The sequence below is a fragment of the Azospirillum sp. TSH20 genome (assembly GCF_003115935.1).
Taxonomy (GTDB): Bacteria; Pseudomonadota; Alphaproteobacteria; order Azospirillales; family Azospirillaceae; genus Azospirillum.
On sequence record NZ_LGQU01000108.1, the window covers coordinates 16758 to 34773 of the forward strand.

Sequence of the window (18016 nt, forward strand, 5' to 3'; positions counted from 1 at the left end):
GGCGCCATATCGGAAGCCATGCCGAACGACACGCTCCCCGACAAGAATTCCCCCGATTGCGGCCCCGACTGCGGGGGACCGCGCGTCCGCGCCATTCCGCCCGGCGAGGATCGCGAGCGGCTGATGTGCCCGGACTGCGGCTATATCGCCTACCAGAACCCGTTGATCGTGGTCGGGGCGGTGGCGACCTGGGAGGATGGCCGCATTCTGCTCTGCCGCCGCGCCATCGAACCGCGCAAGGGCTTCTGGACCCTGCCCGCCGGCTATATGGAAGAGCGCGAGAGCACCCGCGACGGCGCTGCCCGCGAAGCCTGGGAGGAGGCGCGGGCGCGCATCGACATCGACCATCTGCTGGCGATCTACGACATTCCGCGCATCAGTCAGGTCCAGATGATCTTCCGCGCCCGCCTGCTGTCTCCCGATGTCGAACCCGGCCCGGAAAGCCTGGAGGTCGGCCTGTTCGCCTGGAAGGACATCCCCTGGAGCGAGCTTGCCTTCCCCACAGTCGTCTGGGCCCTGCGCGAGCATCATGAGCGGCTCGGCCGCTCCGACTGCGCGCCGGCGGTCAATCCCACGCCGGACGCGCTCGCGCGGTGGGAGAAGATGCTTTAGGGCGTCCCTGTCTTCTCCGTCGGGAACTTCGCCACCAGTTCCTGCTCCGCCCCGTCGCGTCGGATGGTGAGCGGCAGCCAAGTGCCCGGCGCCTGACGGCGGATCACCGCCACCAGATCGGCCGGCGCGCGCACCGGCGTGCCGGCGGCGATCAGGATGCGGTCGCCGGTGCGCAGGCCGGCCGCAGCGGCCACGCTGCCGTCGCCGACCGCCCCGACCGTGATCCCTTCTGGCCCGGGGTCGAGCTGCACGCCCAGCTTGGGACGTTGCGGTTCGGCATCCTCTCGCGCCGGCCCCAGGCCGAAGACGGCATCGGCGATGCGGCCGTCCAGATCGTCGCAGTCGCGGTCGGCGTCCCAGGGCAGCAGCACGACGGCGTCGCGAATGCCGAGGTCGGCCAACTGGTGCGGCACGCCGTCGCGCCGGGCCACATGCCCCTCCCCCAGGATGCCAACCACGCTGCGGCCGGTGGCGCGGCGGGTCTCGGCGATCTTCTCCGCCATCGCGCGGTCCCAGACGCCTTGTGCCTCGATGAAGCGCTGGGCAGCCTTGTTGGGAGCATCGTCGGGCGCGGCGGCGCGGGCTTCCGAGTGGTCGTGCGCCGCCAGCGTCTCGGTCAGGCGGTTGCGGTAGGCCTCGGTCGGCGGGGCCGGCGTGCCGACACCCTCACGGTCGGCCTCCGGGATGGCGGCCCAGCCATTGCGGGCGGTGCGGCTGACCAGCGATCGCTCCACATTCAGCGCCACCACCGGCAGCCGGTGCAGACGGGCGAACTGCAGGATCGGCAGATAGAATTGCGGATCGAAGCCCCAGACGCTGCGCCAGTCCGTCTGCTTCAGGAACTCGCCCTCCGTCAGTTCTCCCGCCACCCAGCGGTCGAGCACCGGCTGCAGCCGGCGCGGCAGCATCTCCATCCCGACGGCCAGATCGGGGTTCAGCGCGTGCAGCCCGGCCAGGGTATGGAGCTGCCAGCGGTGATGGTCCGGCTTGTCATGCTGCTCCCCCAGCAGGACCACGGGCGCATCGGCGATGCGGCGCAGCAACGGCACCGGCTCCACCGCCGTTCCGGTGCCGTCCGCCCACACGCCGGGCGGCACGCAGCCGATGCGCGCGGCGTCCTCGGCCTTGGCCTCCGTGGCCCAAGCGGTCGGAGCGCTCAGGAACAGCGCCGCGACGGTCAGCAGGGCGAAGCGGCGGCGCGGAACGACGGCGGCGGGACGGAAGGGCTGGCGCGGCAAGGGCTGGCTCCGTCGGTGCGGGGATTGCGCCAAGGTTGGCGCTGCCGGGCGCAACGTCAATGGACAAAGCCGGCGATTGCGTCGTTCAGTCGCGCCCAACAGCGGATGGGCGGCCGGCATACTGGCGGATGACAGGCGAAGCGGCGGCGGGTAGGATCGCCGCAGGCGGTGGACCACCGGCGGATACAGGAGCGCCCGGCTCCCGCATCCGTAACCCCGAGGCCGTTTCCCAGGGCGTCCGCCTTCCCCGCCGACCGCAATCATTCGTGAAGCGCAGCCCCCCATGCCGCACCGCAAAGTCGTCATTCTCACCGGCGCCAGCCGGGGTATCGGACACGCCACCGTCACCCGGTTCAGCAACGAAGGCTGGCGCGTGATCTCCTGCTCGCGCGAGGAGGTGCCGGACCATTGCCGGCGCGATCCCAACTGGACCCACCACATCCCGGCCGACCTGTCGGACCCGGCCAGCCGCGCCGCCTTCGTGGACGAGGCGAACAAGGCGCTGGACGGCGCGCCGCTGCACGCCCTGATCAACAATGCCGGCATCTCGCCCAAGACCCCGATCAAGGAGCGGCTCGGCTGCCTGAACGGCTCGATCGAGGGCTGGCACCGGGTGTTCGAGCTGAACTTCTTCGCCGCCCTGGTGCTGGCGCGCGGCTTCGCCGCCCCGCTGTCGCGGGCGAAGGGGGCGATCGTCAACGTCACCTCCATCGCCGGCCATTCGGTGCATCCCTTCGCCGGCTCGGCCTATTCGACCTCGAAGGCGGCACTGTCCGGCCTGACCCGCGAAATGGCGGTGGAATTCGCTGAGATCGGCGTCCGCGTCAACGCCGTCGCTCCCGGCGAGATCGAGACCGCGATGACCGGCCCGGAATACGACGTGCTCATCCCGCGCATCCCGCTGAAGCGCATGGGCACGCCGGAGGATGTCGCCGCGGTGATCTTTTATCTCTGCGGGCCGGACTCCGCCTATGTGACGGGCACGGAGACCTTCATCACCGGCGGGCAGCATCTGTTTTGAGGGATGGACGGGGGCTGCCGCAGCCGCCCCCGTCCAACAGGTCCATTATTTCCCCGCCCGCCAGGCGATCAGCCGCCGCGCCGCCTCGGCGATGGTCTCCTCCGCCCCGGCGAAGCTGAAGCGCAGGAAGCGGCGGCCGCGGGCGGTGTCGAAGTCGATTCCGGGGGTGCAGGCGATGCCCGTCTCCTCCAGGATCTGCTTCGCCAGCGCCTCGCTGTCGTCGGTCATGTCAGACACGTCGGCATAGATGTAGAAGGCGCCGTCCGCCGGAGCCATCTTGGTGAAGCCCGCCTTCGGCAGTTCCTCCAGCAGCAGCGCGCGGTTGCGGGCATAGCGGGCGACGTGACCGTCTAGCTCCTCCGTGCAGTCGAATGCCGCGACCGCCGAGACCTGGCTGAGCGTCGGCGCAGAGATGAACAGGTTCTGCGCCAGACACTCGACCGAGCGCAGCAGGTCGTCCGGCACGATCATCCAGCCGAGACGCCAGCCGGTCATCGAGAAATATTTGGAGAAGCTGTTGACCACCAGCGCCTGATCATTCACCTCGGCAGCCGTCACCGCGTCAGTGCCATAGGTCAGCCCATGGTAGATCTCATCCGACACCATGCGCACGCCGTTGGCGCGGCACCAGTCGGAGAGCGCGGTCAGTTCCTCACGGCTCAGCATCGTGCCGGTCGGGTTGGCCGGGCTGGCGACGATCAGGCCCTGCACCGGCTCGTCCATGGCTTCCAGCAGTTCGATGGTCGGCTGGAAGCGATGCTCCGGCCCGGTCGGCAGTTCCACCGGGACGACGCCCGCCGCGGTCAGGGTGTGGCGGTAGGCCGGGTAGCTGGGTGACGCCATCGCCACCCGGTCACCCGGATCGAAGGCAGCGAGGAAGCCCAGCTGGAAGGCGCCCGACGACCCGGTGGTGACGACCACGCGGCGCTCCGGCACATCGACGCCGTAACGGTCCTTGTACCATTTGGCGATGGCCGCACGCAGCGGCGGGATGCCGAGCGCGCCGGTGTAGCCCAGCGGGTCGGCGCCCACCACCGCGGTGGCCGCCGCCTGCACCACGCCCTTCGGCGCCCCGGTGGAGGGCTGCCCCACCTCCATATGCAGGACCTCCAGACCGGCGGCCTCGCGCTCGGCCGCGGCGTGCATCACTTCCATCACGAAGAAGGGCGGAATCGCGCCCCGCTTGGAAACCTTGGGCTGCTTGCTCATGATCGTCCGTCTCTAACTTTCTTTGGGCGGGCCGTTTTCCGGTTGGATCATTCCCGCTTGCGTTCGCTTTCGACCGTCAGCCCCAGGCTGCCGGCGCGCGGGTCGATTGCCGTCTGGCAATAGCGGACACCGTCCTCGATCGAAACCCGGCAACCGACGAAGCTGACCCGTCCGGGGATGGATTGCGGACGGGCCGCCTGGATCTGCGGGGCGGTGGACTTGTCCTCCAGACCGGCTGGAAGGGCGGCCGACAGCAGTGCGGCCGGGCCGGCGGCCGGGCCGTCGTCGCCGTTGGCGGTGCCGACCCCGGCGAACAGGGTGCGGCCGATGATGGAGTTGGCGATCAGCGCCGGCGCGCCGAAGCCGCCGCGGTCGACCCCCTGGGCCACCAGCATGCCGGTGCCGGGGATACCGCGGCCGGTGCCGAAGGGCGCCCCCTGGGTGAAGGCGCAGGCGGCGCCGTTCTCGTCCGGATCGATCACCATCACGCCGGCACCGGCGGCGGTCGCGCCCTTGCCGGTGGTGCCCAGCAGCTGGGCGGCGCGGGTGGCGCGCTCGCCCGGCGGCAGGGCGGCGACCGCCTTCCAGGCCTGGATCAGGGCGGCGCCGGCCTCCGGCTCGTTCAGATCGGGCACATGCAGGTCGCTGATGTCGAAGGGCACGGTCAGCGTGCCGGCGACGCGCGGCTGATAAGCGCGCAATTGCGCCGGATCGATGCCGGTGCCCTGGGCGACCGTGGCGGCGAGCGGCCCGCTGTAGAAGGCGCCCACCCCCTGCCGGCGCAGGACCGACAGGGTCGCAGCCAGCTCCGGCTGGCCGACCACCGCGCCGACGGCGGGAGTACCTGTGCCGAGGAAGCGGCGCCGCGTCTCCGAATCGGAAGCCAACCGCCCGCCGAAAGCGGTCAAATCCTGCACCAGCGCGCGGCTGAGACCGGGGGAGAACTGGGCCAACTGTTCGGCCGGGGAGACGACCTGCTCCCACCGCATCACGCCGGCGGAAGCCTGGACGGCGAACAGGCCGCGCGCCATGGCGGGCATGGCGGCGCCGGCGGCGCCAGCCGGACGCGGCAGGAAATCGATGGTGCGGGCCTTCTTCGAGGCGGCATCGAACAGCACGCAGACGCCGCCGCCGGCCAATCCGACGCGGGACGGCAGGCTGGCGGTCATCGCCAGCGCCATCGCGGCCACGGCGTCACCGGCCTTGCCCCCCTGGGCGATGATGTCGCGCCCCACACCGGCGGCATAGGGTTCGTCGGCGACGACGAAGCTCTGCACCGTGGCGTCGGTCTTGAACTTGGTGTTGACGCAGCCCGCCAGCAGTGATGCAGCTATGGCAACTGCGCCCAACCGTTGCCAGATTTGCAAGCGAGTGTGTCGCGGTCCGGAGTTCCGCCGGTCGCGCGCGGGAATCCGCTGTTCCAAGCCGGAGGTCGTCACGGTGCGCAAGCCCAGCAGGCTGGTTTCGGTCGTCGCCATCATGTCCGTTTGTCTGATGTCGCTGGTGTGGGGAGCGCCACCGGCGAGCGCGCAGCGCCGCTCGGAGATGCAAATCCTCAGCGACGCCGAGACGGACCATATCATCCGCAAGATGGCCCGGCCAATCTTCCAGGCGGCAGGCGTCGACCCGGATTCGGTGCAGATCCTGCTGATCAACGACCCGTCGGTAAACGCCTTCGTCGCCGGCGGGCAGAACATCTTCATCCACACCGGTCTGTTGCTCGACGTCGACAATGCCGACCAGTTGCTGGGCGTGATCGCGCACGAAACCGGCCACATCTCCGGCGGCCATCTGGTGCGCGGGTCGGAGGCGATGGACAACGCGTTCCTCTCCTCGCTGCTCGGCATGGGGCTGGGCGTCATCGGCGGTTTGGCGTCGCGCAATGCCGGGGCAGGTGCCGCCGGCGTCATGCTGGGCCAGCATCTGGCGGAGCGGAACTACCTGTCCTTCTCCCGCACGCAGGAGGCATCGGCCGATCAGGCCGGCCTGTCCTTCCTGGAACAGTCGGGCATCTCCGCCAAGGGAATGGAAACCTTCCTGGAGAAGCTGGGCGTCGGCGATCCACTGATGAACGACCGCGACGCCGGTTACCGCCTGACCCACCCGCTGACGCGCGAACGCATCGACGCGGTGAAGTCCTTCGTCTCCCGCTCCCGCTATGCCAACGCCCATCTGCCGGCGGCGACGGAGGCCGATCTGCGGCGCATCCAGGCCAAGCTGTACGGCTATCTCGATCCGCGCGGCGCCCTGCAGCGCTACAAGGCGAACGATCCCTCGCCCGCCGCCCGCTATGGCCGCGCTTATGCCTATTTCCGCCAGGGCGACATCAAGCAGGCGACGCCGCTGATCGACGGGCTGATCGCCGACGAGCCGAAAAACCCCTACCTGTATGAGATGAAGGGCGACCTGATGCTGCAGACCGGCCGGGCGCCGGATGCCGCGGCCCCGTATCGGAAGGCGGTGGAGCTGGCTGGTTCCGAAGCCGGAACGATCCGCGTCTCCCTCGCCCACGCCCTCTTGGAACAGCATGATCCCCGTCTGGCGGACGAGGCGCTGAAGAACCTGCAGATCGCCTCGAAGGGCAAGGCGCAGTCAGCCTTCCTGTGGCGGCTGACCGCGCAGGCCTGGAGCATGAAGAAGAATGACGGCATGGTCGCCTACGCCACGGCGGAGGAGGCGCTGGCGCGCGGCGACATGCCGATGGCCAAGGCGCAGGCGGAGCGGGCTGAAAAGCTGCTGCCCGCCGGATCGCCGGGCTGGCTGCGCGCCCAGGACATCCGCGGCCAGACCGGTGGCGGCCGACAGTAACGTCAGCAGATCGTAACGCCGGGCTGGGGTCATATGACGAAAGCGTCCTTCCGGTAACGCAACGGTCACCGAACCGTCCCGGCCACGTCATCGCCGCTTGCTATTCCGCGGACATCGAGCGCGCCCCGCCAGCCGGGCGCGCGGTTCCGTCCACGGAGTACACCGCATGCCGTCCGCCCGTCCCCAGCCCTGGCATGGCCCCCTGCTCGCCACCGCAGCGCTGCTGTCAGTTAGCCTCGCCGCCCTCCCGGCTCTGGCCCAGGAGCAGCAGGCCAAGCGCTATCCCGCCACGCTCGCCGGACATGCGGTGCTGCCGGCCGACACGCTGGTGCAGGCGCCGGCCGATGCCGGGCCGCTGTTCGCCAGCGCCGGCAAGTTCACCAACGCCGACCGCAAGCGCGTGGATGCCGTCGGCAGCATCCGCGCCACCTCCTTCGCCGCCGATCCCAAGGCACCGCGCGGGACGGAGATCATGCTGCCGGTCGCCGGTCAGGCGGTACAGGGCTTCTCCGCCATCGTGCCGCAGGGCAACGGCGAGTTCCTGGCGCTGACCGACAACGGCTTCGGCAGCAAGGTGAACTCGGTCGACGCCCTGCTGATGGTCCACCGCGTCAAGCCGGACTGGCAGAGCGGCGCCATGCAGCGGCTGGAGACCATCTTCCTGCGCGATCCCGACCGCAAGGTCCCCTTCGCCATCGTCAACGAGAACAGCACCAGCCGCTACCTGACCGGCGCCGATTTCGACCCCGAATCGCTGGTGGTCCAAGGCGACCGCCTGTTCATCGGCGAGGAGTTCGGCCCCTATATCCTGGAGCTGAGCCGCAACGGCGTGGTCATCGCGGTGCATGAGACGGTGATCGACGGCAAGCCGGCCCGCTCGCCCGACCATTACCGCAACAACGGCCTGCCGGCGGTCCCCGGTGCCGTCACCTTCGAGGTCCGCCGCTCCCGCGGTTTCGAGCCGATGGGCGTGTCGCCGGACGGCAAGACGCTGTACCCATCGCTGGAAGGCCCGCTTTGGAACGCCGCCGCCAACGGCTTCGAGAACAAGGACGGGCGCGCGTACACCCGCATCCTCGAGTTCGACGTCGCCAGCCGCACGTACACCGGCCGCTCCTGGAAGTACAGGCTGGAGGACAACGCCAACGTCGTCGCCGACTTGGCGATGATCGACGCCGGCAGCGCCCTGGTGATCGAGCGCGACGACAGCACCGAAGGGGCGAAGACCCAGGCCTGCCAGGGTGAGGCCAAGCCGGACTGCTTCAACGCTCCCGCCGCCTTCAAGCGCATCTACAAGATCGACATCGCCGGGGCCGATGCCGAGGGTTTCGTCCGCAAGGTCGGCTACATCGACCTGACCGACATCGCCGATCCCGACCACAAGGCCCGTGCCGGACAGGCGCCCGAAGGCCGCTTCGTCATGCCCCATCTCGGGCCGGAGGGGGTGAACGTCGTCGACGCCGACCACATCGTCGTCGTCAACGACAACAACCTGCCCTATTCCACCGGCCGGACCATCGGCAAGGCGGATGGCGACGAGATGGCGCTGCTGTCGGTGGGTGAGCTGCTGCGCGCCCGCTGATCGCCAATCGCAGATTACCGATCGCTAAAACGTGAGGTCCGGGCAGGCGCTTTGCACTTGTCCGGACCGGATTGTCGGTCCAGTGTGGGCGGCCTTCGGCCCAACTCCCTTCGTGTTTCGGAGACCGCCCTCATGCGCCCCGCCCTGCCGTTCCTGCGTTCCGCCCTGCTCGCCCTGCCCGTCGCGGCGCTGGCGCTGTCCGCCGCCGTCCCGGCCCGTGCGCAATCGGCGAGCTTCGACAGCACCCAGAAGACCGCCATCGAGAAGATCGTCCGCGACTATCTGATGGAGCATCCGGAGGTGATCCTGCAGGCCGTCGACGCCATGCAGGAGCGCCAGAAGACGGCGGAAGCCGAACAGGCCCGCAAGGCCCTGGTGGAGAACAAGCAGGAGCTGACCCGCAACCCCGCCGACCCGGTCGCCGGCAACCCGCAGGGCGACGTCACGGTGGTGGAGTTCTTCGATTACCAGTGCGGCTACTGCAAGGCGGTACAGGCCGACACCCAGTCGCTGATCAAGGGTGATCCCAAGCTGCGCTTCGTCCTGAAGGAATTCCCGATCCTGGGTCCGGCCTCCGTGGTCGCCTCCAAGGCGGCGCTCGCGTCCCGCGCGCAGGGGAAATACATGGAGTTCCACAATGCCCTGATGGCGCAGCGCGGCCAGTTGGACGAGGCCGTCATCATGCGGCTGGCCAAGTCGGTCGGGCTCGACACCGACCGGCTGAAGAAGGACATGGAGTCGCCGGACGTGCTGAAGGTGATCGCCGCCAACCAGGCGCTGGCCGAGAAGCTGAACATCCGCGGCACCCCCGCCTTCATCTTCGGCGACGAGCTGGTGCCCGGCGCCATCCGGCTGGACGACATGAAGCGGCTGACCGAAGCCGCCCGTGCCAAGGGCTGAGGCGGACCGTTCCATGACCGGAATGACTGAGCAAACCAAGCCGTCCGCCGTCATTTTCGACGTCGGGCAGGTGCTGATCGAATGGGACCCGCGGCATCTCTACCGCGAGCTGTTCGACGGTTACGAAGACCTGATGGAGGATTTCCTCGACCGGGTCTGCACCCCCGCCTGGAACCTGGAGCAGGACCGCGGCCGTTCCTGGTCGGACGGGGTCGCCCTGCTGATCGAGGAGCATCCGGACTGCGCCGAGCTGATCCGCGCCTATGACGACATGTGGGAACGCATGGTGCCCGGCCCGATTCCCGGCACCCCGGAAATCCTGGCGGAGCTGAAGGCCCGCGGCGTTCCCGTCTATGCCATCACCAACTTCTCGGTCGACAAGTTCGAGCTGACGCGCAAGCGCTTCGACTTCCTGAACGGCTTCGACGGGATCATCGTTTCGGGTCAGGAACGACTGGTAAAGCCGGACCCGGCGATCTATCGGCTGCTGATGGATCGTTACGGTCTCGAACCGAAGGACTGCTACTTCATCGACGACAATCCCGACAATGTCGAGACGGCGCGATCGGTGGGAATGTCGGCGCACCTGTTCCTGGGCGCCGAGGCGCTGAGGCGCGATCTGGAGGCGCTGGGGCTGATTTGACGCAGCCCCCTACTCCGCCCCCTACTCCGCCGCAGCCTCGCGATCCGTCGCGGAATTGAACGCGTAGGTCTTCCAGGTCGGCTCATACCCGTCGTCGGCCTGATTGCCCCAGACCGACCAGTTGGGCCGGGCGCCGCGGGCGAACATCTCCAGATAGGGGCCGGGGCTGCAGGACTCGATCAGTTCATACTGCTCGTCGGGCTTGCGGCTGTGCTCGCGCTTGCGGCTTTCGATCAGGTTGACCTGGGTGCGGCCGGGCGGCAGCGTGCGGGCCTTCTTGCCGCGCACGCCGAACAGGATCAGTTCGGTGACGTTGCGGAAGTAGAAGCCCACCCCGCGCCCGTCCGACCCGCCGTCCTTGCGCACCTTGTGCCAGATCAGGTTGGTCTTGTACTCGAACCCCCAGCTGCGCATCACCTGCAGCCCTTCCGGCAGCAGGGCGTTGGGGACCCAGAGATAGAGGTGCGCGGTCGGGGCGGCGATGTCGGCGACCGGCAGGGCGCAGATGTCCTCCACCGTCATGGTGCCGTAGCGCGACAGGCGGCGATGCTCCGGCGCCATCTTGCCAGTGCGGTTGACGAAGCGCCAGGGCGGGTCCGCCATCACGGTGGCGAAGCGCCGGTCACCGGCGAAGGCCACCAGATCCTGCGCCGGATCCGATGCCGTCGCCACCGTCTTGCTGTCGCCCATCGCTGCCTCGAAATCCTGAACAAATGCGGTACCGGGAGGGGTGCAAACTCGCACCTTGTGACAGCGCCGTCAATCGGGTCTGAACCGCCGCGCCGACGCTGTCACAAGGCGCCGGCCCGGCGGCTTACCGGTCACTCCTCCTCGCCGGCCTCGGCCATGGCGCGCAGGGCGGCACGTTCGGCGACGCTGACGGTCAGCCCTTGGGTTTCCACGCCCACGGGGCGCAGCTTGGCCAGCGCACGCGACAGGGTTTCCGGCTGCATGCCCAGGCGCCGCGCGATCAGCGCCTTGTCGAAGGGAAGCTGGAACTGCGCCGGTCCGTCGCCCGGCGGGCAGACGCGCATCAGGAAGGCAGCGACCCGCTGCGGCGCCGGCTGGACCTGGAGTTGCTCGATCTGCGTCACCAGATGGCGCAGGCGGACCGACAGGGAACCCAGCATGCCGAAAGCGATGCGGTCGTCCTCGCGCAGGCAGCGGGCGAAGCCGTCGGCGGTCAGGGTCAGGACGCGGGCGTCGGTCACCGCCTCGGCGCAGACCGGGAATTTGCCGTCGGCGAACATGGCGGCCTCGGCGAAGCTTTCCGCCGGGCCGATGACATGGACCACCGCCTCCGTCCCGTCGCGGGTCAGGCGGTACAGCTTCACCCAGCCGTCGAGCAGGACGAAGAAGCGGTCGGCTGGCTCGTCCTGCAGGAACAGGGTGGTGCCGCGCGACACCGGGCGCACGATGGCGACCCCGCCCAGCAGCGACACCGCCCGGTCGGTCAGCTTGGCGAACAGCGGGATCGCGCGCAGTGCGGCGGCGTCTTCCGCCGACAGATTGGAATGGTTGACGGTCATGACAGCTTCGCCTCCCCGGCCGCCGGCGGCATTGCTGCTGCAGCCGGTGGCATTGGTGTTGGTGAGGGCGGCGTCAGCCCGGTGCCGCGCAGCAGCATCCAGGCATTGACGGCGATTCCGGTCACGTCCGAGATCATTGCCGGCACCGACCCCACCAGACTGTTGTGCACGAACCAACAGGGCAAAGCCACCAACATGATGCCGCGGAAGGGTGCAACCCGCGTCTGGTAGCGGGCAAGGCTGATCGCCGCCATCCCGGCTGCCGCGAAGACGGACGGCAGCCCGGTCCAGGTGACGGCCATCACCGCGGCGATCACCGGAAGGATTGCCAGATAGACGATTCGGAAGGCGGGCCGCGCGCCGATCGCCAGCGCCGCCACCACCTGCAGCGCCGCAAGCCCGTTCAACGCCGACGCTGTCGGAGCGCCCATCATGGCGTAATGCACGGCGAAGCACAGGCAGGGCACCAGCTGCACCAGCAGCATGCCGGCCCGGCTGCGGAAGAATGGCCAGAGCATGCCGCCGACGGTGCCGCAGAAACCGATCAGCTGCGCCGTGGACCATCCACCGCCCGCCACCCCGCCCCCACCGATCAGGACGGCGACTAAGTCGGTCAGCACCTCGCTCATGCCGGATCGGACCTTTGGCAGCAAGGGGGGCAACAGAAGGGAGACGTGGCGCCGGCCGCCCCGGAGGGCGGCGCAGAGGAACAGGCGTCACGAAGAAGGCAGGAACGAAGGATAGAGCGGAAGACACACGCAAAGAACAGCCGGGCCGAACAGCGCCACGGCCGGATCGCTCACGAGCCAGGACCGCAAAAATAGCAGAACAAAAGACAGGAACGCACGGCGCGCCCCCGAAGGGAGGCACCGTGCGCTGAAAGTCCGGATTTCCACCGGGAGGCCCGGAGCCGGTACGGCTCAGGACCTCAAGAGGCTATTCAGCCAAGCGGAGCCGGCCGGTTTGGCGTGCGTCCGGAGAGGACGAACGCCGCGCGGCCGAGGCCCGGGAGTCCCGGAGCCTTACAGGTACTCGACCTTGCCCGCTTCCGGACCCTTCTGGCCCTGGCGAACGGTGACGCGCACCTGATCGCCTTCCTGAAGGGTCTGCATGCCCGAACGGCGCAGCACGTTGACGTGGACGAAGACGTCCTTGCCACCGGTGCTGGGCGTGATGAAGCCAAAGCCCTTGTCGGCATTGAACCACTTCACGGTGCCGTCGACTTCTTCGCCACCGGTGCCGCCGGCATCGTAGCCGCCGCGGTCAAAGCCGCCACGGTCGAAGCCGCCGGTCCGCGGACGGGCCGAACGCTGAGCGGTCGACGCATCGACCGTGTGGATGGAGGCCACCTGCGGACCCTTCGGCCCACGGGCCAGGTCACAGGTGATGGTGGTGCCTTCGTCCAGCGCGTCGTAGCCTGCGGCCTGAACCGCAGAGACGTGCAGGAAGGCATCGGGCGAACCGTCCTCAGGCGACACGAAGCCGAACCCCTTGGTGGGGTTGAACCACTTCACGGTGGCGGTGACGTTGGACTTGGTGATCTCGGGAGCGCGGAAGCCCTGGCGGGGCGGGCGGTCGAACATGTGTCTTCAAGCTCATAGAGTGTGCCGAATGTCTTTTGTCACAGGGATCGGGTCCCAGGTCAAGCCTTCCAAAGGAAAGATGGCCGAATCGCCGTTAATTGCCCCACCCCTGGCTCACGCTTGACGCGTGCGCCCTCCCCCTTGGGGCCTCAGATGGACGGAAACGGCACTGAAGTGCCGCACCGCCACCCCATTTCGGCACTCCCTGCTTCCCGGTTCCGCCGCGACTCGGCAATCTTTTGCACGCGAACCGTGCGCCGCGGATCAGGCCGCCGACTGGTTCAAGGTCGGATAGTCGGTGTAGCCGTGGCTGTCGCCGCCATAGAAGGTCTTCTGGTCCGGCTCGGCCAGCGGGGCGTCGATGCGCAGCCGTTCCACCAAGTCCGGGTTGGCGATGAAGGGCCGGCCGAAGGCGATCATGTCGGCATGGCCGCTGGCCGTCGCCTGGATCGCCATGGCGCGGTCATAGACGTTGTTGGCCATGTAGCGGCCCTTGTAGAGCCCGCGCAGCTCGGCGAGATCGCCGCCGAATCCTGGATGCGGGCCGCGGGTCACCCCCTCGATCATATGCAGGTAGGCAAGGCCGTAGTCGTTCAGGCGGCGGATCACCGGGCTGAAGGTGCCGACCGGGTCGCTTTCCTGGGCGTCGTTGGCCGGGCTCAGCGGCGACAGGCGGATGCCGACGCGGTCGGCACCGGCCTCCGCCACCACGGCGTCCAGCACCTCGAACAGGAAGCGGGCGCGATTCTCCACCGAGCCGCCATAGGCGTCGGTGCGCTTGTTGGTGCCGTCGCGCAGGAACTGGTCGATCAGATAGCCGTTGGCGGCATGCACCTCCACCATGTCGAACCCGGCGGCCAGCGCGTTGCGGGTGGCGCGGCGGTAATCCTCGACGATGCCCGGCAACTCGGACAGTTCCAGCGCGCGCGGGGCCGGTATGTCCTTGAAGCCGTCGACGGTGAAGGCCTTCATCTCCGGCTTGACTGCGGAGGGCGCCACCGGCAGGGCGCCTCCCGGCTGCAGGTCGGGGTGGGAGATGCGGCCGACATGCCAGAGCTGCAGGCTCATGTGCCCGCCCTTCGCATGGACCGCGTCGGTCACCAGCTTCCAGCCCGCCACCTGTTCGGCGCTGTGGATGCCGGGGGTATAGGCATAACCCTTGCCCTGCGGCGAGATCTGCGTCGCCTCGGCGATGATCAGGCCGGCGCTGGCGCGCTGGGCGTAATATTCGGCGTTCATCGCGGTCGGCACGCCGGTGGCGTTGTCGGTGCGGCTGCGGGTCAGCGGCGCCATGGCGATGCGGTTGGGCAGGGTGTAGCGCCCGACCGTCACCGGCTGGAACAGGGGGGCCGCGTCCTGGCTGTCCGTCATGTCCGATCCATTCTGTATGATTGAAGACTGGCTGCTGGTTGGAAACTGGACAGGAAAGTGTGGCCCGGCCGGCGCCAGCGGCAAGGTGCCGCGTCGCCGCAGCGGCGGAACGGGCAGCATGGCTGCCATACCGTGACCCGCACGGCAGAGGGACCTTTCGGCCCGCCCGGCGGTTATTTCCGGCAGCCTCCTCCACCAGAAAACGGGATCGCCGATGCAACAGCGCTGGCCCGACCGATTGTGGATCGTCCGCCATGGCGAGAGCGCCGGGAACGTCGCGCGCGACGCCGCCCACGCCGCCGGGCATGTCCGCATCGCCATCGACGAACGTGACGTCGACGTGCCGCTCAGCCCGCTGGGCGAGCGGCAGTCGGATGCGCTCGGCCGCTGGTTCGCCGCCATGCCGGCGGTGGAGCGTCCGGACGTGGTGCTGACCTCGCCCTACCGGCGGGCACTGCGCACGGCGGAACGGCTGCACCAGTCGGGCGGGCTGCCGATCGACCCGGCCGATTTCGTCATCGACGAGCGGCTGCGCGAGAAGGAGTTCGGCGTGCTCGACCGGCTGACCACCGCCGGCATCCGCCAGGAATTCCCGGAACAGGCCGAATTCCGCCGCCTGCTCGGCAAGTTCTATCACCGTCCGCCGGGGGGCGAGAGCTGGTGCGACGTGATCCTGCGGCTGCGCAGCGCGCTCGACACCGTCAGCCTGCATCACGGCGGCCGGCGGGTGCTGATCGTCGGTCATCAGGTGGTGGTGCTGTGCCTGCGCTATCTGCTGGAAAACATGACGGAGGAGGAAATCCTGGCCGTCGACGCAGCCGGCGACGTCGCCAACTGCTCCGTCACCGAATACCGCTTCGATGCCCAGGCCGGGCCACGCGGCGGACTGCAGTTGCACCGCTACAACTTCGTCGCTCCGCTGGAGGCGGCCGGCGCCCCGGTCACCGCCGAGCCGGATGCCGCCGTTGCCGCCCGTTAAATCACCGCCCGCCGAGGAGAGCCGATTGGACGCCGAGATCGCCATCACCGCTGAACTTCTGCGTGGCATGCCCCTGCCCCAGCCGGACGGCGACGGCGACAAGGAAACCCGCGGAAGGGCGCTGGTGGTGGCCGGCAGCGTGCCGGTGCCGGGCGGCGCCCTGCTGGCCGGGATCGGCGTGCTGCGGGCGGGTGCCGGCAAGCTGCAGATTGCCACCGTGGCCAGCGTCGCCCCCCATCTGGGCCTCGTCCTGCCCGAGGCCCTGGTCGCCGGCCTGCGTGAGACGCCGGAGGGCGGAATCGCCGCCGAGTCGGCCCAGACGCTGGCCGAGCGCGCCTCGCGTTGCGATACGGTGCTGATCGGCCCCGGCATGATGGACGAGCCGGCAACCGCGGCCTTGACCGCCGACCTGCTGAGGCGGCTGGATTCGAGTGGGGACGGCCCCCGCTTTGTTTTGGATGCCGGGGCGCTGGCCGGGCTGGGGCAGGACCCGACGCCGCTGCACCGGCATGAAGGCCGCGTGGTCATCACTCCCCATTCCGGCGAAATGGCCGGACTGCTGGGCTGCCCGCGCGAGCAGGTGGAGGCCGACCCGCTCGGCAGTGCCAGGCAGGCGGCGGCCCGGCTGAAGGCGGTGGTGGCGCTGAAGGGGGGCTGCACCCGCATCGTCGCACCGGACGGCCGCAGTTGGGCCTATCGCGAGGGCACGGTCGGGCTGGCGACCTCCGGTTCGGGCGACACGCTTGCCGGGATCGTCACCGGCCTGCTGGCCCGCGGCGCCAGTCCGGAACAGGCCGCCATCTGGGGGGTCTACCTGCATGGCGAGGCCGGCAACCGGCTGAGCCGCCGCATCGGCCCGCTGGGATTCCTCGCCCGCGAACTGCTGGCGGAAATCCCGGCGGTGATGGCGTCGCTGGCGGAGGGGACGGGCGGCTGAGCCTCACTGCGCCGGAACGCTTGCCGGGGCGGGGGCCGGCGGCAGGGCCGGAGCGGCGGGCGGAGTTGCGCTGCGGCGCGGCTGGGCCGCGACCACGTCGGGCGACAGGACGGCGTCGCGGTCGCGGCAGCGGTCGACCACCTTCTGGCCGCAGGCGACGAAGCCCAGATCCTTGTTCAGGCAGACCCGCACCTCCGCCACATCTCGGCGGGAACAGATGACCGCCACCCCCTCCGCCGTCAGGCCGGGATTGGCCTCCAGAAACAGGCGCTCCACCTGCGTCGCCGGCACGGTCTGGCCGGGAACCTTGAGCTGCTCCGGGATCGCCACCTTGGACGCCGCGGCGCGCAGCTTGGCGAAATAGTCGGTGGCGTTCAGACCGGAGCAGGTCCCGTGCTTGCGCCATTCATGCATCATCAGCCCGACGCTGGGCATCACCGGCATGGTCTGGTCCACCACCGCCTTGGGCAGGTTGCGGTCGCGGGTGCAGGTGGCGGGATAGCTGCCGTCATTGTATTGCGGCCACAGGCCATGGACGACGAAACCGTATTTGCGGTCGCCGCACTGGTCGGGATCGGGGCCGTTCTTGTCGCGGGCGCAATAGGTCGGCGTCCAGGACAGCGACAGCAGATAATAGTCGAAGTTGCCCGGCTCCGCCCGCCTCTGCGCCCAGGAGGGGCTTGCGGTGAACAGTCCGGCAACCATGACGGACAGAATGGCGGCGACGGCGCTTCGCATGACGGTCTTCCCCATGGATGTGCTTCCCTGCGTTGCATACCATGGAAGGAGATTGCTGTCGCGGGGTCTCGACACCAGTATCACTCAGCCAAACTCCGGCCGAACGTTTGCGCGTTCCGCCCCATCAGCGGGTATAGTGACCGGCATGTTCACCCTGTCCGCACCGATCCTGCTTCGCGCCTACGCCGCCGGCATCTTCCCGATGGCCGAAAGCGCCGAATCGCGGGAGCTTCACTGGTTCGACCCGGAACTCCGCGGCATCCTGCCGCTGGACGGTTTCCACGTGCCGCGCAGCCTGCGCAAGACGCTGCGGCGCTGCCCGTTCGAGCTGCGCTTCGACAGCGCCTTCCGCGCGGTGATCGAGGGCTGCGCCGAATCGACGGAGGACCGGCCGAAGACCTGGATCAACGACGACATCGTCCGCCTCTACGGCGACCTGTTCGATTCCGGCTTCGCCCACAGCGTGGAATGCTGGCGCGACGGCCGGTTGGTCGGCGGCCTGTACGGGGTGTCGATCGGCGGCGCCTATTTCGGCGAGAGCATGTTCAGCCGCGAGACCGGGGCCAGCAAGGTGGCGCTGGTCCATCTGATCGCCCGGCTGCGCGCCGCCGGCTTCGCCCTGCTCGACACCCAGTTCGTGACCGAGCATCTGAGCCGCTTCGGCGCCGTCGAGATCCCGCGCACCGAGTACCGCCGCCGCCTTGCCGCCGCGATGGAGCGCAAGACCGACTTCGGCGGCGTCGACCAGCAGGCGGCGCTGGCCGATCTGCTGGAGTCGACCGCCACTCAACACCCCTGACCTGCCACCGGGGGTTATGCCGGAAGCGTCACCCGCAGCCCCGCCCCTACCACGCCCGACTCGTTGT

At 69.1% G+C, this 18016-nt stretch carries 18 protein-coding genes; 9 read left to right on the top strand and 9 right to left on the bottom strand.

The features are described 5' to 3' along the window. Positions 1-18: 18 nt before the first annotated feature. Positions 19-612: an NUDIX hydrolase gene (locus TSH20_RS25800; RefSeq protein ID WP_109157033.1), complete on the top strand. Its 594-nt coding sequence runs from the start codon at positions 19-21 to the stop codon at positions 610-612. Here TSH20_RS25800 and TSH20_RS25805 read toward each other — a convergent pair. Then, positions 609-1850, bottom strand: a complete 1242-nt coding sequence (locus TSH20_RS25805; RefSeq protein WP_247871505.1) for a ChaN family lipoprotein — start codon at positions 1848-1850, stop codon at positions 609-611. The two genes, TSH20_RS25800 and TSH20_RS25805, sit on opposite strands and share 4 nt — an antisense overlap. 283 nt (positions 1851-2133) lie before the next feature. On the opposite strand from TSH20_RS25805, the gene TSH20_RS25810 reads away from it, so the two are divergent. Then, positions 2134-2871, top strand: a complete 738-nt coding sequence (locus TSH20_RS25810; RefSeq protein WP_109157032.1) for an SDR family oxidoreductase — start codon at positions 2134-2136, stop codon at positions 2869-2871. 45 nt (positions 2872-2916) lie between these two features. Here the strand turns inward: TSH20_RS25810 and TSH20_RS25815 are convergent, their stop codons facing one another. Continuing rightward, complete coding sequence (locus tag TSH20_RS25815; protein ID WP_109157031.1) at positions 2917-4080, bottom strand: aminotransferase class I/II-fold pyridoxal phosphate-dependent enzyme; 1164 nt, start codon at positions 4078-4080, stop codon at positions 2917-2919. A gap of 47 nt (positions 4081-4127) precedes the next feature. Further along, on the bottom strand, positions 4128-5561 hold the full coding sequence (locus TSH20_RS25820) for a gamma-glutamyltransferase (RefSeq protein WP_247871504.1): 1434 nt from the start codon (positions 5559-5561) through the stop codon (positions 4128-4130). Here TSH20_RS25820 and TSH20_RS25825 point away from each other — a divergent pair. The 4 genes from TSH20_RS25825 (at position 5521) to TSH20_RS25840 (ending at position 10013) form a co-directional block, all read left to right on the top strand. After that, on the top strand, positions 5521-6888 hold the full coding sequence (locus tag TSH20_RS25825; protein ID WP_109157029.1) for a M48 family metalloprotease: 1368 nt from the start codon (positions 5521-5523) through the stop codon (positions 6886-6888). The genes TSH20_RS25820 and TSH20_RS25825 overlap by 41 nt on opposite strands. Before the next feature lie 166 nt (positions 6889-7054). Next, a complete protein-coding gene (locus TSH20_RS25830; protein WP_109157028.1) occupies positions 7055-8470 on the top strand; it encodes an esterase-like activity of phytase family protein in 1416 nt (471 codons plus the stop codon). Between the two features lie 132 nt (positions 8471-8602). Next, positions 8603-9370, top strand: coding sequence for a DsbA family protein (locus TSH20_RS25835; RefSeq protein ID WP_109153514.1), 768 nt, complete (start codon positions 8603-8605; stop codon positions 9368-9370). Between the two features lie 13 nt (positions 9371-9383). Continuing rightward, positions 9384-10013 (top strand): HAD family phosphatase, encoded by a 630-nt coding sequence (locus TSH20_RS25840; RefSeq protein WP_247871503.1) that lies wholly within the window; start codon positions 9384-9386, stop codon positions 10011-10013. A gap of 21 nt (positions 10014-10034) precedes the next feature. On the opposite strand, the gene TSH20_RS25845 is transcribed toward TSH20_RS25840, so the two are convergent. The 5 genes from TSH20_RS25845 to TSH20_RS25865 form a co-directional block, all read right to left on the bottom strand. Beyond that, entirely contained in the window at positions 10035-10703 is a 669-nt protein-coding gene (locus TSH20_RS25845; RefSeq protein WP_109150884.1) for an MT-A70 family methyltransferase, read from the bottom strand. Between the two features lie 131 nt (positions 10704-10834). Next, a complete protein-coding gene (locus TSH20_RS25850) occupies positions 10835-11542 on the bottom strand; it encodes a Crp/Fnr family transcriptional regulator (protein WP_247871502.1) in 708 nt (235 codons plus the stop codon). Beyond that, positions 11539-12171 (bottom strand): YgjV family protein, encoded by a 633-nt coding sequence (locus TSH20_RS25855; RefSeq protein ID WP_109157027.1) that lies wholly within the window; start codon positions 12169-12171, stop codon positions 11539-11541. The genes TSH20_RS25850 and TSH20_RS25855 overlap by 4 nt, the downstream gene beginning before the upstream one ends. Positions 12172-12564: 393 nt before the next feature. After that, positions 12565-13125, bottom strand: a complete 561-nt coding sequence (locus tag TSH20_RS36210) for a cold-shock protein (RefSeq protein ID WP_109157026.1) — start codon at positions 13123-13125, stop codon at positions 12565-12567. A gap of 264 nt (positions 13126-13389) precedes the next feature. After that, positions 13390-14496: an alkene reductase gene (locus TSH20_RS25865; RefSeq protein ID WP_109157025.1), complete on the bottom strand. Its 1107-nt coding sequence runs from the start codon at positions 14494-14496 to the stop codon at positions 13390-13392. Positions 14497-14710: 214 nt separating this feature from the next. Between TSH20_RS25865 and TSH20_RS25870 the strand changes: the two genes are divergently transcribed. Both TSH20_RS25870 and TSH20_RS25875 read left to right on the top strand, forming a co-directional pair. After that, positions 14711-15475 (top strand): histidine phosphatase family protein, encoded by a 765-nt coding sequence (locus TSH20_RS25870; protein ID WP_109157024.1) that lies wholly within the window; start codon positions 14711-14713, stop codon positions 15473-15475. 25 nt (positions 15476-15500) lie between these two features. Then, on the top strand, positions 15501-16412 hold the full coding sequence (locus TSH20_RS25875) for an NAD(P)H-hydrate dehydratase (RefSeq protein ID WP_109157023.1): 912 nt from the start codon (positions 15501-15503) through the stop codon (positions 16410-16412). A gap of 3 nt (positions 16413-16415) precedes the next feature. On the opposite strand, the gene TSH20_RS25880 is transcribed toward TSH20_RS25875, so the two are convergent. Further along, positions 16416-17165 carry a ribonuclease T2 gene (locus TSH20_RS25880; protein ID WP_247871501.1) on the bottom strand — a complete coding sequence of 250 codons (750 nt, stop codon included), beginning with the start codon at positions 17163-17165 and terminating at the stop codon, positions 16416-16418. 130 nt (positions 17166-17295) lie between these two features. Between TSH20_RS25880 and aat the strand changes: the two genes are divergently transcribed. Continuing rightward, a complete protein-coding gene (aat, locus tag TSH20_RS25885) occupies positions 17296-17949 on the top strand; it encodes a leucyl/phenylalanyl-tRNA--protein transferase (protein WP_109157048.1) in 654 nt (217 codons plus the stop codon). The last annotated feature ends 67 nt before the right edge of the window (positions 17950-18016 follow it).